The organism is Stutzerimonas kunmingensis (assembly GCF_021432085.1).
In the GTDB taxonomy this organism is placed as follows: Bacteria; Pseudomonadota; Gammaproteobacteria; order Pseudomonadales; family Pseudomonadaceae; genus Stutzerimonas.
On record NZ_CP090366.1, the window covers coordinates 2991381 to 3008163 of the forward strand.

General features: G+C 54.7%; 15 protein-coding genes. 2 read left to right on the plus strand and 13 right to left on the minus strand.

Annotated features, from left to right (window positions below; all coding sequences use genetic code 11):
- Positions 1-124: 124 nt before the first annotated feature.
- Positions 125-1624 (minus strand): polyphosphate:AMP phosphotransferase, encoded by a 1500-nt coding sequence (gene pap, locus LW136_RS14015; protein WP_044315584.1) that lies wholly within the window; start codon positions 1622-1624, stop codon positions 125-127.
- Between the two features lie 290 nt (positions 1625-1914).
- Between pap and LW136_RS14020 the strand changes: the two genes are divergently transcribed.
- On the plus strand, positions 1915-2652 hold the full coding sequence (locus LW136_RS14020) for a 4'-phosphopantetheinyl transferase family protein (protein WP_044315585.1): 738 nt from the start codon (positions 1915-1917) through the stop codon (positions 2650-2652).
- A 184-nt stretch (positions 2653-2836) separates the two neighbouring features.
- Positions 2837-3244, plus strand: coding sequence for a PA2817 family protein (locus LW136_RS14025; RefSeq protein WP_046619785.1), 408 nt, complete (start codon positions 2837-2839; stop codon positions 3242-3244).
- A gap of 206 nt (positions 3245-3450) precedes the next feature.
- Here the strand turns inward: LW136_RS14025 and LW136_RS14030 are convergent, their stop codons facing one another.
- The 12 genes from LW136_RS14030 to LW136_RS14085 form a co-directional block, all read right to left on the minus strand.
- Positions 3451-5451: a polysaccharide biosynthesis protein gene (locus LW136_RS14030; RefSeq protein WP_234173128.1), complete on the minus strand. Its 2001-nt coding sequence runs from the start codon at positions 5449-5451 to the stop codon at positions 3451-3453.
- Positions 5452-5646: 195 nt separating this feature from the next.
- Complete coding sequence (locus tag LW136_RS14035) at positions 5647-6195, minus strand: sugar transferase (RefSeq protein WP_234173129.1); 549 nt, start codon at positions 6193-6195, stop codon at positions 5647-5649.
- Between the two features lie 19 nt (positions 6196-6214).
- Positions 6215-7153 carry a UDP-glucose 4-epimerase family protein gene (locus tag LW136_RS14040; RefSeq protein ID WP_234173130.1) on the minus strand — a complete coding sequence of 313 codons (939 nt, stop codon included), beginning with the start codon at positions 7151-7153 and terminating at the stop codon, positions 6215-6217.
- 3 nt (positions 7154-7156) lie between these two features.
- Positions 7157-8326: a glycosyltransferase family protein gene (locus LW136_RS14045; protein WP_234173131.1), complete on the minus strand. Its 1170-nt coding sequence runs from the start codon at positions 8324-8326 to the stop codon at positions 7157-7159.
- A complete protein-coding gene (gene wecB / locus LW136_RS14050; RefSeq protein WP_200650137.1) occupies positions 8326-9456 on the minus strand; it encodes a non-hydrolyzing UDP-N-acetylglucosamine 2-epimerase in 1131 nt (376 codons plus the stop codon). Before wecB ends, LW136_RS14045 begins: the two co-directional genes overlap by 1 nt.
- 19 nt (positions 9457-9475) lie before the next feature.
- Entirely contained in the window at positions 9476-10594 is a 1119-nt protein-coding gene (wbjC, locus tag LW136_RS14055; RefSeq protein ID WP_234173132.1) for a UDP-2-acetamido-2,6-beta-L-arabino-hexul-4-ose reductase, read from the minus strand.
- 3 nt (positions 10595-10597) lie between these two features.
- Positions 10598-11632, minus strand: coding sequence for a polysaccharide biosynthesis protein (locus LW136_RS14060; RefSeq protein WP_042926923.1), 1035 nt, complete (start codon positions 11630-11632; stop codon positions 10598-10600).
- Between the two features lie 31 nt (positions 11633-11663).
- Complete coding sequence (locus LW136_RS14065) at positions 11664-12449, minus strand: AglZ/HisF2 family acetamidino modification protein (protein WP_102832825.1); 786 nt, start codon at positions 12447-12449, stop codon at positions 11664-11666.
- Between the two features lies 1 nt (position 12450).
- Positions 12451-13065 (minus strand): imidazole glycerol phosphate synthase subunit HisH, encoded by a 615-nt coding sequence (gene hisH, locus LW136_RS14070; RefSeq protein WP_042926925.1) that lies wholly within the window; start codon positions 13063-13065, stop codon positions 12451-12453.
- Entirely contained in the window at positions 13062-14228 is a 1167-nt protein-coding gene (locus tag LW136_RS14075; protein ID WP_234173133.1) for an N-acetyl sugar amidotransferase, read from the minus strand. The genes hisH and LW136_RS14075 overlap by 4 nt, the downstream gene beginning before the upstream one ends.
- Positions 14225-15520 (minus strand): hypothetical protein, encoded by a 1296-nt coding sequence (locus LW136_RS14080; protein WP_234173134.1) that lies wholly within the window; start codon positions 15518-15520, stop codon positions 14225-14227. The genes LW136_RS14075 and LW136_RS14080 overlap by 4 nt, the downstream gene beginning before the upstream one ends.
- Positions 15507-16763: a lipopolysaccharide biosynthesis protein gene (locus LW136_RS14085; protein ID WP_048512693.1), complete on the minus strand. Its 1257-nt coding sequence runs from the start codon at positions 16761-16763 to the stop codon at positions 15507-15509. Before LW136_RS14085 ends, LW136_RS14080 begins: the two co-directional genes overlap by 14 nt.
- Positions 16764-16783: the final 20 nt, after the last annotated feature.

Here is a 16783-nt window from a genome sequence, read left to right on the forward strand (position 1 = left end):
CAGGCTTTTCAGGCTCGTAGATAGGGTGCAACTGCAGATCGACTCGCGCGACCAACCCTGCGGCGGCTCCCGGTCACAGGACACCGTCGACCCCGTAAGCAACAGCCTGGCAACCCCGCCCCGGTTAACGTCCCTTCTCGATCGCCGCCTCCAGCGCTTCATTCAACGTCCGCAGCACCTTGACCCTGGCGAAGCGCTTGTCGTTGGCCTCTACCAACGTCCAGGGTGCGATTTCGGTACTGGTGCGGTCGACCATATCGGCTACGGCATGCCCGTAGTCGTCCCAGCGCTCGCGGTTGCGCCAGTCCTCATCGGTGATCTTGAAGCGCTTGAAGACCGTCTCCTCACGCTCCTTGAAACGCTTGAGCTGGGTTTTCTTGTCGATGGTCAGCCAGAACTTCACCACCACGATATCGGCATCGACCAGTTGCTCTTCGAAGTCGTTGATTTCCGAATAGGCACGCAACCACTCATCCGGGGTGCAGAAACCTTCCACCCGCTCGACCAGTACGCGGCCATACCAGGAGCGATCGAATATGGTGAACTTGCCGCGCTCCGGCACATTGCGCCAGAAGCGCCAAAGCCAGGGCTGCGCGCGCTCTTCCTCGGAGGGCGCAGCGATCTGAATGGTCCGGTACATCCGCGGGTCCAGCGCGCCGGTCACGCGGCGAATCGCACTCCCCTTGCCCGCCGCATCATGCCCCTCGAACAACGCCAGCACGCCCCGCTTGCGCAGACGGCGATCCCGCAACAACTGCGACAACCGCGCCTGCTCCTCGGCGAGCTGCTGCTGGTAGTCGTCCTTGGTGAGCTTCTGGCTCAGATCCAGGCTGTCCAACAGGCTCAAATGATCCAGATCGATCTGCAGCGGCGCCGAATGCGGCTGCGACGCCGCCTGCCCTGGCTGCTCCGCGGCGGCCAGGGCGGCCTGCAGACCTTCGAGCAAAATGCGGCCGACGGTCAGGCTGCGATAACGCTCGTCCGCACCCTCGATCACATACCAGGGCGCAAAATCCCGGCTGCTGAGCCGCAGGATCTTCTCACCGTGGCGCACGAACTTGTCGTAAGTCTTCGACTGTTGCCAATCCAACGGGCTGATGCGCCAGCTGTGCAGCGGGTCATTCTTCAGCGAATCGAGCCGGGCGTTCATACGCTCCTTGGACAGATGGAACCAGAACTTGAAGATCAGCGCGCCCTCGTCACAGAGCATCCGCTCCAGGCGCTGCGCCCGCGCGGTGGCGAGTTTCAGCTCGGCACCATCGATGCGCCCGTGCACACGGTCCTCGAGCATCTTGCTGTACCAGTTGCCGAAGAAAATCCCGGTGTGGCCCTTCGGCGGCAGGCGTCGCCAGAAACGCCATGCTGGTGGATGCGCGAGCTCTTCGTCGCTGGGCACATCGAAGCTGTCGACACGTATCAGCCGCGGATCCATCCACTCGTTGAGCAGCTTGATAGTTTCCCCTTTGCCGGCGCCCTCGATGCCATTGATCAGTATGAGGACCGGGAACCGCGCCTGGGCCTTGAGCCGGTACTGCGCCTGCAGCAACGCTTCACGCAACTCTGGCACCGCCGCATCGTAGGTCTCCTTGTCGATGGAGTGACCAATTTCGGCTGATTCGAACATCGCTTTCTCCGTCCAGGTGATGCGCTCAACCCTAGCAGGCACCCTGAAGGCATAGCGAGCAGCGCGTGAAAAAATAACCGCAGCCTTGATACGGGTTATCCCACCTGAAGCGGGGCTGCAGCCGTTTGCGACGATGGCGTGTGCAGTTGGTTGGCGCGCCTCTCCCTGTGGACTGTTACCGATGCCGGCGAAACAGCGCGAGGAGCAACGGGTAATCCGCCAGGCGAAGTACGGCGCGTCCGCCGCAGCGCGATCACATCCAATACCTGCCTTGAGGCAGAATAGCGACCATGAACGATCTGCCTTCCTACCCGCGCTGCTGCACGCCACTCACCGACCACTGGCCGCTACCGCAAGCCTTGGCGGGTGTCAGCCTGATGAGCACACGCTTCGACCCGGCATTGCTCGATCCCGAGGATTTTAGTCGCTGGGAGATTCCCGCACAGAAAGGCGTCAGCAAGCGGCAGACCGAGTTTCTCGCTGGACGCTTGTGCGCTCGGGAGGCCCTGCGAGGCCTGACCGGCACTGCATTCGTGCCGCCAGTGGGTGAAGACCGCGCACCGCAATGGCCGGCCGGCATCGTTGGTTCCATTACCCACGGCGCAGGCTGGGCAGGCGTCGTGGTGGGTTCCAGTCAGCAATGGAGCGGACTGGGACTGGATATCGAGCGCATTCTTGCCCCCGAACGAGCTGACCGCCTGGCCGCCGAAATCCTCACACCCCGTGAACTGGAACTCTACTCTCCGCTAAACGAAGACGAGCGCGCCGAACTGGTTACCCGAACCTTCTCGTTAAAGGAAAGCCTGTTCAAAGCACTGTATCCGCTGGTGAAGCAACGCTTCTACTTCCAGGATGCCGAAGTGCTGGACGCCACTCATCAAGGGGCTGCGCGCCTGCGTTTGTTGATCGATCTATCCGCAAACTGGCGTAACGGCATCGAGCTTGGCGGCCAGTTCACTACCTTCGAAGGCTACCTGCTCAGTTTGGTCAGCATTCCAGCGCTGCCCGGCGAGATCGAGCCAAGCTAGTACGTCGCGCTGTCGGCAAAGCGATAGAAGACCCCTTTTTTCAGCGCTGGCAAGCCGACGAGCCAACCATCGCCTCATCCGAAAAACCGAACCTGCGAGCCATAAGCGAGTCAACCAGACACCCCAATTCACCGGCGCGCACGCCTATAATCGCGCCTTTCAGAAAATCGACACAGGTGAACACATGGCCAATCCCTACCACGATCACAACCTGGCCCTGCTGGCCCATCTACGCGGCATCCTGCTCGCCATGGGCGAGGCCGAACAAGTCTCGGAAGAAAGCCACGCACTGTTTCTCGAACGCTTCGACGAACTGATCATGAACCTGCAGAACGTCCCGGAAGAGCGCCACATGGGCCAGGACCTGATCTGCCAGGTCTTCCACCGATATCCCCAGATCGCCCACCTGGTTCCGCGCGATTTACTGTGGTACTTCGGCGGCGACTGCCTGCACTTCATGCCGGATGACGAGATTGCCGTCTTCCAGCAACTCGAAGAGCGCCGCTACGAAGCCGAGCAGAACGACGAACCGTTCGACTGGAACCGTGAAAAGCAGCTGTTGAGCATGTCGGATGAGGGCGCACGGCACTGATATCCGACACTAGCCAGCCGAATGGCGAGGAGTATTTGACCAACAGAGAGGCAATCAACAACCGCTAATGGTGGGGGCTGAAGCCCCCTTGGGAAGGAGGCACCTTCACGATGGAGGCTGTTGCAGAGCAGATTTAAAAGCGCGCTTACCCAACAGCTGAGCAGTTCAGAAGCTGCCAGACTAGGCCACCCCTGACGTAACTCTACTTACTCAGGCTCTACCCGCCGCTGCTGGTAGATCCAGTCGACGATTTCCCCTTCAGGCACATAGCCGCTCACCAGTTCACGAAGCAGCTGCCGTACCTGCGGGTAATCATCGCTTTCCACCGCCTTGAGCAGCTTGGCCAACCGGTCCTTGAGCACATCCCAGTCAAGATGCTCCTCATTGGCGCGCATGATCATCGGATGTTCGGTAGCGCTCACGTTGTCGCCGATCAACAGCTCCTCATACAGCTTCTCGCCGGGCCGCAGTCCGGTGTATTCGATAGCGATATCCCCGTGCGGGCATTTCTCAGAACGAACACTCAGGCCAGACAGATGAATGAGCTTCTCCGCCAGCTCAGCGATCTTCACCGGCTGTCCCATATCCAGCACAAACACGTCACCGCCCTGCCCCATCGAGCCCGCCTGGATCACCAGCTGAGCCGCTTCGGGAATGGTCATGAAGTAACGGGTGATCTTCGGATGGGTCACAGTCACCGGCCCACCGTTGCGAATCTGCTGGTAGAAGCGCGGAATCACCGAGCCCGAGGAGCCCAGCACATTACCGAAACGCACCATGGTGAAGCGCGTCTTGTTGACGTGATGTACCGCGTCATCAGCGCCAAAAAGTACCGGCGCAGTTTCACGACTCAACGCCTGCAGAATCATCTCCGCCACGCGCTTGGTACTGCCCATCACGTTGGTGGGCCGCACAGCCTTGTCGGTAGAGATCAGAACGAAGTTGGCCACCCCGGCCTGCACCGCCGCCTGGGCCGTGTTCATGGTGCCAAGCACATTATTAAGCACGCCTTCGGCGACGTTGTGCTCCACCATGGGTACATGCTTGTACGCCGCTGCGTGGTAGATCGTCTCCACCTGCCAGGTGCGCATCACGTCCAGCAGGCGCTCGGGATTACGAATGGAGCCCATGATCGGCACCAACCTCACCGGTAGCGAAGCCCGCTCGACCGTCCGCTCCAGCTCGATGTGAATGCTGTAAAGGTTGAATTCGCTGTGTTCGAACAACAGCAGCGTGCGAGGCTTGTTCGCCAGAATCTGCCGGCACAGCTCCGAGCCAATCGAGCCGCCCGCACCTGTCACCATCACCACTTTGTTGATAATGCACTGCTCGAACAGCGCCTGCTGCGGTGGCACTGCATCACGCCCGAGCAGATCCGCGATATCCACTTCCTGGATATCCTCTACCTTGACCTTGCCGCTGGCCAAATCCATGAACCCCGGCACGCTGCGCACGTGAAGCGGATAAGGCTCCAGCGTTTCCAGCACCTCACGCCGCCTGCCACGCGTCGCCGACGGAATCGCCAGCAGGATCTCATCGGCGCCTGTTTCATCGATCATCTGCTGGATATGTTTAGGCGAGTAAACCCGTATCCCAGCAATGGTGCGGTTGTAGAGATTGGAGTCATCATCGATAAAAGCCACCGGGCGCATTGCCCGCCCCAGGCGCAATGCCGCAACCAGTTGATTACCCGCCGCACCAGCGCCATAAACGGCCACTTTCGGCAGCCCAGCATCACGCCCCCTGAATTTGGTAATCGACTCCGGGGAAAACCAGTCACCCATGAAGTACTGGCGCATCACCAGGCGCAGACCGCCGATCAATACCAGGCTCAACCACCAATAGTTGAATACCATCGAACGCGGTATGACCTTGGGGGCATCGGTGCGCCAGTAGACCGCCAGCGACAGCAACAACGCCGACAACGTAACAGCCTTGGCAATAGCCATCAGCGCATCGTTGCCGAAGTAACGCATCACCGCTCGGTACATACCGAAACGGATGAAGAACGGAATCGCGATCAGCGGCGCGACGCCGAACAGCCAGGCATGACCCCCAAAAGGCTGCACAAAATCCGCTTCACCCACGCGAACGAAAAAAGCCAGCCAAAGTGCCAGCCAGACCAGTAGCACATCCGTGGCCACCTGTATGACACGCTTCTGTCTGCGTGGCAGCTGTACCAGGCGGGACCGTAATTTTTCAGCCAATCTCAACACAGGAAAACCCCAAACCAAGCAACCCTAACGCGCATTAATCACCCAAACGGCATAGGCCCCTATCCGCGAACTCTGGCAGACTGCCCACTGTAGGAGCCAGCTTGCTAGCGAAAACGCACATACCGCATACCTCAAGGGGCGCTTCAGCCCGATCGGGAACAGGCAAAGCAAGACAACAACGAGACCTCACCGAACCCTATCGCCTGCCCCTTTTCCGGCCACCGTCATAAAGATGTATTTGAAATAATCCGTCACCGTAAGGCTCTGGATCATCTTCTGGTCTGTTTCGGCCAGCAATGCCGGCGTGGACATATCGATTTCATTCACTTGTGCCAGCCCGGTAATCCCAGGTCGAACATCGAATACCCCGCGCTTGGCGCGTTCTTGCGTCAACTCTTCCTGGTTGAACAGCCCGGGGCGCGGCCCTACCAGGCTCATCTCACCCTTGAGTACATTCCAGAGCTGGGGCAATTCATCCAGCTTGGTCTTGCGCAGGAAATGACCGAAACGGGTAATGGAAGCACTACTGGCCAAGTGAGTGGCAACCGATGCGGTATCTACCTTCATAGTGCGGAACTTGACTAACGAGAAAGGCTTCTGATGACGCCCAACACGTACCTGCCGAAAGATCGGTGAGCCGGTATCGAACAAACCAATAATCGTCAGCACCAATAGCACCGGAAACCCGACCACCAGGCCTAACAGCGAAAAAAGAAAATCGAAAATTCGAATCACGGGTTCATCCGATAACAAATCAATTGGAACGCTCGAAGCAGCGCTTGAGCCCTTCTTCCACCGTATAGGGCGGCTTCCAGTTCAGCAGCTCGCAGGTCTTGCTGATATCCACCTGCAACGAACCAAGCAGCCGCTGTGCCATGGCTTTCTTTCCCAATAAGGTAGCACTAAGCTGAAGCATGCCAGCCGGGACGGGAATCAACCGAGCAGGCTTGCCCATGGCACTGCCCACGCCACGCAGTAACTCGGTTGTAGACAGATCCTCGCCGTCTCCCGCGAGAAAAACCTGGTTGGCGGCGGCGGGATGATCGATGCAGCGGATGATCAGATCGACCAAGTTGTCGACACCCACCAGGGAACGCTCGTTATGGATGGCGCCTAGAGGAAGCGGGATACCTTTATCGACCAGCTTGATCATGCTGGCAAAATTCCCCTTCACGCCAGGGCCGTATACCAATGGCGGCCGAATAGTGACTATCTCCATGTCAGTTTCAGCGGCCAACAGTATTAATCCCTGCTCGGCCTCCAACTTGGAAATACCATAGGCATCCTCTGGCGACGGCACGTCATCGGCGTGAAAAGGATTTCCCGGGGCGGTCGCCTCACCGTTGACTTTAATCGAACTCAGAAATACAAAACGCCGGACTCCGGCGGAAACCGCCTGGCGTGCCAAGTTCAACGTGCCCTCAACATTAACCTTACGGTATTCGGCAAGGGGATCATCCACCTCATCACGCATGATATGGGCACGGGCAGCTGCATGAATGACGACATCGACGCCTGCTAGAGCTTCAGAAAAGTCCGTGCCCCCATCAATATTGCCTACAGCAACACAGTCAGGACTTTTCCTCCCCCGGCGTACCGCAGTTACTAGGTGAATACCAGAGCCAGATACCAGTTCAGCTTTCAATGCAGAGCCAACGAATCCGTTAGCTCCGGTCAGCATTATTTTTGTCATCCCTCAAATACTCCGCTCACTTATGACCAATTGGCTCAAGCGCTCCACAAAAACATCAAACCCCAGATGTTCTTTGAGCTTTTCACGGTCAGTATCGAAAGACCCAGGTGACAAGTCTCCACTCTCAACAGCACGGAAAAACTGGCAGAGTCCGTCAGCGGTGGGATCGAGAACTACTCCCAAATTTTTTTCCAAAACCCACTTGGCAACACTGGTTTCCGCTCCACAGATAGCTGCAACCAAAGCTCCTGAGAAAACGTAGGAAGATGACTTACTAGGGAACGCAAAGCGAGTCACCTCATCTTCAATCGGCAGGAGTGCCCATTGATAGTCAGCATTCAACTGAGCTGCTTCGAGTGCCGAAACGAACCCGAAATAAGTGACATTACCATGCGTGGCTGCAAGCTCCTTTAAATTCTCGGAAAACACGCCAGCACCAGCAAAAACAAAGGGCAATTTTCCGCCGCCCGCACAATACTGTTCAATGGCCTGAATCAATAAAGGTATCCGCTGCAAACGCCCAGCATTCCCACAGAAGGCGAATCCGGGTCGTTTGTTGTCAGGCAGCACTACCTCCTCGAAGGATACGGAAGGGTTCGACAAAATCTGAACAGGAGACAGCGTGCCGGATCGCTCCTTAATTTCCGTGGCCATTTCCTCAGTGATCGTGATCAGAAGACTGGCGTTTCGCATCGTAATTGCATCGAGCCAGCGCAAAAAACGATAAATTACTGGCCGTACAGGAAAAACAACATTAGCCGCTTCGGGGTGAATGTCCTGCAGGTGATACACATACCGCGCCCGAAAAATCTTGCTGTACACCATCACGATGAAGGGTACCAGAACCGGCGGGTCAGTGGACACATACACTTTCTTGGGGCGCTTTATCAGCAGAACTGCGAACACCCACAACATAAAAAACACCGCGTCGGCGGCACGTCGCACAATACTACTGCCAGAGACAGAAAAAGCACGGCAGGGATAAAAGCCAACCTTGTCCCCGCGTTGCTCACACGCAAGGTGTTTCTTAATATCGGCATGGTCCTGAAGAATTACGCCAACAGACTGCATCTGTGCGTGCTGCTCGGCGAAACGCATCAGAGCCTCACCAATCACGGGATAAATTGGCCAGAAGCTTCGATTGATAATTACCAGGTCCAGTCTTCTAGACATCAATACCGCTTCCAAACCGTGCGCATCACATAATCCCGATAGCTATGGATAATACGCACTACCTTGTCCGATACATTCGGCATGCTGTAATCCGCCACCAAGCGCAAGCTACGCTCTTCATTACGAGCTTGGCTTTCGAGAATCTGGAGCCCTTGCAATACACGTTCCCTCTCAAGACCGACCATCATCGCCGCAGCCTCCTCCATGCCTTCCGGGCGTTCATGCGCCTCGCGAATATTCAACGCAGGGAAATTCAGGATTGAAGACTCTTCGTTGATCGTGCCGCTATCAGATAACACTGCCTTGGCAGTGAGTTGCAGCTTGTTGTAGTCCTTGAAGCCCAGCGGCTTGAGCAGGCGAACATTGGCGTGGAACTGCACGCCCATCGCATCCACGCGCTTCTGGGTGCGCGGATGGGTAGAGACGATTACCGGGAAGCCATAGTGCGCAGCGACGGTATTCAGCACCTCAACCAGCTTGAGGAAGTTCTTGTCGGAGTCGACATTCTCTTCACGGTGCGCACTGACCACGAAAAACTTGCCGGCCTCAAGGCCCAACCGTTCCAGCACATCGGAAGCCTCGATACCCTCGCGGTAATAATTGAGCACTTCGAACATCGGGCTGCCGGTCTTGATCACCATGTCCGGCGACAACCCTTCGCGCAGTAGATAATCGCGGGCAATGGTGCTGTAGGTCAGGTTGATGTCGGCCGTGTGATCAACGATGCGGCGATTGATCTCTTCCGGCACGCGCATGTCGAAGCAACGGTTACCCGCTTCCATATGGAAGGTGGGAATCTTGCGGCGCTTGGCCGGAATCACAGCCATACAACTGTTCGTATCGCCCAGTACCAGAAGCGCTTCGGGCTGTACTTCAGCCAGCACGCGGTCCACAGCGATGATCACATTCCCGATGGTTTCCGCACCGCTGGCACCGGCAGCATTGAGGAAATGATCCGGCTTGCGAATGCCCAGATCTTGGAAAAAGATTTCGTTCAGTTCGTAATCGTAGTTCTGGCCGGTATGCACCAGCACATGCTCACAGTATTCATCCAACTTGGCCATCACCCTCGACAGGCGAATGATTTCGGGGCGAGTACCTACTACGGTTACGACTCTCAGCTTCTTCATTGCGGTTTCCTGTTCGTACTCAGGCTTCGGTGCCGACTGGCCGAGCATAGGTATCGGGGTGTTCACGATCGAAGATTTCGTTGGCCCACAGCATCACGATCATCTCGTCCTCCCCTACGTTGGTGATGTCATGCGTCCAACCCGGGACAGTTTCGACAATTTCCGACCGCTCTCCGGTGGTGAACAGTTCGTAGAACTGACCAGTCAGGATATGCCGAAAACGGAAACAGGCCTTGCCCTTGATGACCAGGAATTTTTCCGTCTTGGAATGATGGTAATGCCCACCACGAGTAATACCGGGATGAGCCGTAAAAAAGGAGAACTGCCCCGAATCCCTGGTTTTGAGCATTTCCACGAAGACGCCGCGTGGATCACCATACCTGGGCACCTCGTAAGTGAAGCGCTCGGGTGGCAGGTAGCTCAGATAAGTGGAATACAACGCTCTGATCAAACCGCCACCTACAGGCTCGGTGACCATGGACTTGCGGCTATCACGGAAGGCATACAACTGCTCGGCCAGCTCGCCAACCGAAATGCTGTATTGCGGTTCAACACCGACGAAAGGCTTCCCGGTCAACTTGCCATCCATGATCGCAACGAACTGACTGATCACATCATCGATGTAGACGAGATTGATACGCGCGGCGGAATCATTGATCTGGATTGGCAGGTCACGCGCGATGTTATGACAGAAGGTCGCCACTGCCGAGTTGTAATTTGGTCGCGCCCATTTTCCGAAGACATTAGGCAGGCGAAATAGATGAACCGGAGAGCCCTGGGTGGACTGCAGCTCCAGTAACGCCTGCTCAGCGCCCCGCTTGCTGCTGCCATAGAGGTTATCCAGCTCCGCCTGGCTGGAAGAGGTGTAAATCACCGGGATCTGCCGGCCAGAGGATTTGATGGCTTCGCACAGCGTACGGGTCAAATCGGTATTGCCGGTATGAAATTCCTGTGGGTCTTGCGGGCGATTGACTCCAGCGAGATGAAAGATGCATTCCACCTGAGCAACCAGGCAAGGCAAATTTTCCAGCGAATCCTCACGGGTAAAACGTAGCACCTCGATGTCGGCGCGCTCGCCCAAATGCGCGATGAGATTCTGGCCGACAAAGCCATTAGCCCCAGTAATCAGAACCTTCATTCTTCACTCCTCGGGCGTTGCGTGCTCACCGCGTTGGATAGCGCGCATGAAATCAAGCTTCAGCAGCAGCTGCTGCATTCCCGCTACATCCAATCGCTCGGTATTGTGCGAATTGTAATCTTCGGTGCGGGAAATTTTTGTTTCGCCCTGCTCCACGAACTTTGCGTAATTGAGGTCGCGCAGATCAGGCGGTACACGGAAGTACTTTCCCATATCCTCAGCGCAAGCCATTTCTTCGCGACTGAGCAAAGCTTCATACAGCTTTTCGCCATGACGGGTACCAATCACCTGGATTGGATGGTCGGACTTTCCAACCAGATCGGTCAGCGCCAGCGCCAAGGTTTCTACGGTTGCAGCCGGCGCTTTCTGTACGAATAGGTCGCCGTTATTACCGTGTTCGAAGGCATAGAGCACCAGATCGACCGCATCGGCCAAGGTCATCATGAAACGGGTCATATTCGGATCAGTGATCGACAGCGGCTTGCCGGCACGAATCTGCTCGATAAACAAAGGGATTACCGAACCACGCGAAGCCATCACGTTTCCGTATCGCGTGCCGCAAATGACCGTCTTGGTCTCATCAACGTTTCGCGACTTGGCGACCATGACCTTTTCCATCATTGCCTTGGAGATACCCATGGCATTGATCGGGTAAACGGCCTTATCCGTACTAAGGCAAACCACCCGATTCACTTCATTCTGGATTGCAGCCTCCAAAACGTTCTCGGTGCCAAGCACATTGGTTTTAACCGCCTCCATAGGATGGAACTCGCAGGACGGGACCTGCTTCAACGCCGCGGCATGGAAGATGTAGTCCACCCCTCGCGTGGCGTTCAACACGCTCTGGTAATCGCGCACATCACCAATATAAAACTTCAGCTTGGAGTTGGCGTAGCGTTTACGCATGTCATCTTGCTTTTTCTCGTCACGGCTGAAAATGCGGATTTCAGTGATATCGGTATCGAGAAATCGCTTGAGCACGGCGTTGCCGAAAGAGCCGGTGCCACCGGAAATGAGTAGCTTTTTTCCTTTGAACATAAAGAAACCTAGAGTCGAGGTGCAGAGTCGCTTAGCGACCATCCTGCAAGGCTGAATAGATAGAGTCGAGTTTTTGCTGTGCTGTGGGATAGCTGATCAACACCGCGCGATAAGGGCCTTTGAACACGAAAAAACTGCCTGCCGCGACGCCAACAACACCGCAGGCAGCGACCACCTTGTGCATATCATCGAGGCTGCCACCGCCACCAAGCACCGTCAGCGGGACGGTCAGCAGCTCGCGCAAGTGCGCAGCCAGCGCGAGGTCATAGCCTTTCATCTTCCCGTCGTTATCGATGGAGTTAAGAACTATCTCGCCGGCCCCAAGCTTCTCCATTTCCAACGCGACCTCGACGACGCCGCGTTTGGTGTTGCGCGTGCCGTTATGTGTCCAGACGTCCTGAGTCTTGCCCAGTAACCGCTGCTTGTGATCGAGTACTACGACCACACTCTGCCGACCAATCTCGGCAGCAATTTCACTGATCAGTGTGGGATTGGCCAGTGCAGCCGAGCTGATGGCAACCTTTTCGACGCCCAGCGCGATGATGCGCTTGGCCTGTTCGGCTGTACGCACGCCTCCGCCGTAGCAAAGCGGCATCCGGCATTCAGACGCAAGGTGAGCGATCTGCTGGTAATCGGGCTCGCGGCCGTTGGTAGTGGCATCGATATCGATGACGATCAGCTCATCCGCTTCCTTCTCGTTGAAGATCTTCACTGCATTAATCGGATCACCAACGTATTTAGGATCCTTGAAACGAACGGTCTTGACGAGACCGCTATCTTGAATCAACAGGCAGGGGATGATGCGTGGTCTCAACATTTCACAGTTCCGCGAAGTTCTTCAGCAGGGCGACGCCACAGTGGTGGCTCTTCTCAGGGTGGAACTGCACCCCATGCACATTCTTCGATGAGACTGAACAACTAAAACCAGCGCCATAGGTGGCAGTAGCAGCGATATGCTCAGGCTCAGCGCACTCGAAGAAGTAGGAATGAAGAAAATAGAACAGCCAGCTTTCCTGTTGCCCGCGGAACAACGGGCTTCCGGGCGTTGGCAGCACATCGTTCCAGCCCATATGGGGTAGAGCCAGCTCACTCGACTCGTGCACCGAATGGAAACTGCGCACCTTTCCTGGAATCCACCCCAGGCCGGGCAGCACACCCTCGTCACTGGAGTCGGCGAGCATCTGCATGCCCACGCAGATGCCCAGCACGGGAATACCCTGGCCAAGCACCATGTCATCGAGCGTTTGCCGCATTCCAGACGCACTCAGGCGCTGCATGGCATGGTCGAAGGCGCCCACGCCCGGCAGGATCAGCTTGCTGGCACCGGCCAGCTGATCAGCGCTGGTCGCTACCGTGACCGGTATATGCAGGCGCTTGTAGACGTTTACGAAGGCCTGAATGTTACCCAGACCATAATCGATGATGGTGATCATCTGAAAAGTCTTCTCTCCAATCCGAGGGCGCTCATTACACGCGAACCGATGCCGATTAGAAAGCGCTTGTTCTTGTAATCCCGATACGTCTTGTTCTCGCCTTCGAAAATTGCCTGCAGCTCAGCGACCGAAAGCCCCAGTTTGTTGGCCACGAACTCGAATTCGGTTTTCAGGAACTGCTCGTCCATCTCGGGCTTGGCGATACGTTCCAGCGCTTCGTCGCGGGTCATCTGCCCGGTCATGATCAGGCTGGAGAAATGCGCACGGCGCTTCTCGTAGCCGAATTTGCGCGGCATCCAGTAATCTTCGTAGAAGCGCGTGAAGCGGGATTCGTGGTGCTTGTGCTGGAATTTCTGCCAACCGAAGCGCTGCTCGAGCTCCGCTTCGGCGTCTTTCTTGACGTAAGGCACCAGGTTGAGCGGCTTGACGATCTCCATCCCCAGTACACGCTGGTAGAGGATCTTGTAGGTCATGATATCGACCAGGGGGAAGGTCTTCAGCGGTCGCTTGCCGAAGCGCTTGTGAATATCCGCGAACAGGGTCTTGTCGATGCCCGGGTAGCCACCCCACTCCTCGGGCTCGCGGCAGCATTCGGTGGAATAGTTGCCGCCGGTCAACACGTACTTGATGCCATGCTTGCGGGCGAACTTGTACAGGCCGGAGAAAAAGGCGGCATCCTGAGGCAAGTCCTGGTCTGCAATCTGCGAGCGCAGAAATGCCACCTGCAGATCCTTCATTTCTTCCCAGTTGATGACCTCGGTGTAAAGATCAAGGCCGAGGCCATCTACCAGCTTTTCAATGTTGCCCACCGCCTGGTCGGTATTCCAGCCCGCATCGACATGGAACAGCAATGGGCGCAGCCCCATCTTTTCCTTCGCGATATAAGCCGCGTAAGAACTGTCGAGGCCGCCGCTCAAGCCAATGATGCAGTCGAAATCCTTGCCCTCACCCTGCTTCCTGATTTTCGCGGCGAGTGCTGCAAGCTCAGCCTCGCCCCGCGCATCGGGATGCCAGTTGGGAGCGATTTCGAATTTGAAATTGTTGCAAAAATCACAGACACCGCTGGCATCGAACTTAATACCTGGGTCAGTGCTATCCATGATACAGGACGTACAAATCTGATATTTTCTATTATCCATACCAACCCCAAAAGCAAGTATCAATTTGCGATGTCATTTTTTTCACTCATGAGCGGATCAATTGTAGAAAGGATTTGCTGCAAAAGCATCGAGCGATCCACTTCGGACTCGTTTAACGAATGTAGAACAGCCGGAACTCCAAGAGACGCATATTCATCTACCAATGTAGATGGATAAGAAATCAGAAGATCAACGGGCGGAAAAATCTCGCGACCCTCGATAAGAAGCCATGACTGATTGACGACCTCATTACTTGGTGGTGACGTAGGGTGAGGTTTATAGAAACTGAATATTGGCTCGCTGCCAAGACTGCGATGTAGATCAATATGCAGCTTTTCACACAACGAGTGCCCGACAAAAAGTATGCTAAACCCTTTTTGCGCATGAAGCTCAGACAGAATTATAGTGGGCCGATAGTAATCCACTCTCACACCGCGCGACTGGCAGCCACGCGAAATAACACTATTAAAAAAGACATTCTGAGAATGGATGTCATAAACTAAAAGTGAGGACACAGAGCGGTGACGGCTGCGTAACGCCAGCGGCAACTCTGCCTTCGACGATTGGCTGTTATTCAGGCTAATTAAGGAACCATGCTGAACAATAGTAAAACCAGGCGGGGGGGCAGAAGCTTTTCTAGAATGAGAGTGGACAACAGAGTCAATCAAGCACGCCCACCGATCATAGTGCTCAGCAATTACATAACCTTTAGCATCGATTTTATCAAAAGCAATTCGAGTAGCCATCCAGCGAAAAGCTGTGTACCCCTGAAAAACCCAGTGTTTCGTTGTTGCATTCCTCCCAAGGCAGCGAACAGCCCTGACAGATAGAGACCACGCCCTTATCAAATCGCTTGGACTTAATAACATCAGGATATCGAGAGTCCGGTCACTGCTTTTTATACTGTCGTTAATAACCCAGGGAAACGTTACCCACACCAGAGCATTATTGGGAATCGCTTGATTGATAACACCCGCAGCTCGATCTGAAAATAGAATCCCATATGAATCATCCGCTGACAGAACAGGTGATGGCTTTTTATTCTTAGGAGCAACCAATCGAATAAAACGCAGACATTCTACAAATAGAAAAGTCGCCCCTCCCCCAAAGCGCCAGAAGAACCTGAGCAAACTAACGCAAGGCAACAGGTTTTTTTGCCACGGAGCGAGCCTCGTTAAAAACTTGCCCGGTCTTGGCAGATAGCCACCCTGGAAAGGTTGCAAGCCGAGTATTTCATACAGGCTTGTGTCGATTGCTATCTCGTTTTCGGTAGCTCGCAAATAATCCGCAAGCAAGCGTAACTCAGCGCGTGTCATTCAAAACACCTTGTTCCGCTGAATCGAAAGTAGATAAAGAGCGACACACCCAAGCCTTCCAAACCAGCATTATTCCGAAAGCAGCACAAATCGCCCATGCGATAGCTTGTGCCCCATAAGCATCTGAGTAGAGATAAGCGACAATCAGAAACGCAACCAACGCAGCCAACTGGCTATACGTAATGGCTTTGTCTTTATCGAAAGCATAAAGCGCAACATGGGGAACCATGCTTAGCGAGTAAAAAGTTATCGCCAGCAACAACCAATGCAACAGATAAAGATACTGTATATAAATATCATTACCCACCCACGCCAACAGCGGGTTAGCAATGGCCCAGCAACTAACAACTAAAAATGCAGTAACCACTATGATATTCACCGAGAACGACCTCATCACTTGCCGAAATACGGCAAACTCTTTCGCTTTGGCGGCAGCCACGAGTTTCGGATAGAAGAATACAACTACACCTGCATCCAAAAAAGAAAGTACCGCTACAGCCATGCTTATGAACAGCACATAGGCACCCAGCACTTCCAAATTCGTTACAGACTCAACCCAATAACGGTCGAATGTAAAAATACCTCTAACAGCCAAGCTGGCGACCAATAGCGGAGCAGCAACCTTCACCCCCCTCCTCATCCATCGCCAGTCTATCGGCAAACACAAAGCCAAGCGATCCAGACTGCGTAATTTGAGCAAAGATAAAGCACAAGCTGAGAATGCGCCTATAACCCATCCAGCTAGAATAAATTCCAGCTGACGCAGGTCTTTATTGAGCCACATGAACAGTACGACCGCCAGACACCAGATGCCGCTGCGTAAAAAAAGCACGATGCTGGCAAACAACTGCTCCGACATTGCAACCAGAATACGGTTCATCTCTTGCGCAAAATGCTCCAGAAACAACAACACCAAGAACCAAGCAAAGAAACTCCACGGAAGCAGTCCCATATAGAAAACCACCAAGACTACAGGCATGAAGAAAAAATACATTATCAAATAGAATACCGACTGATCCCTGACTAATCGCAGCCACTCCTTGGAGCTCGACCCTATGATTTCACGAGTAGAAAAATTGTAAAAATCGAAACCCAAAATATATAGAGAATAACCGATCGCCGCTGCCAATAGACCATAAAGCCCTAACAGGCTGGGCTCTAAAAACTTAGCCAAAAAAAATACGAGCACAAATTTACTTAACAGAGTCAATCCGCGCAAACCAACATTGAAGATACGGTTCAAAGAGCAGGCTCCAGCACATC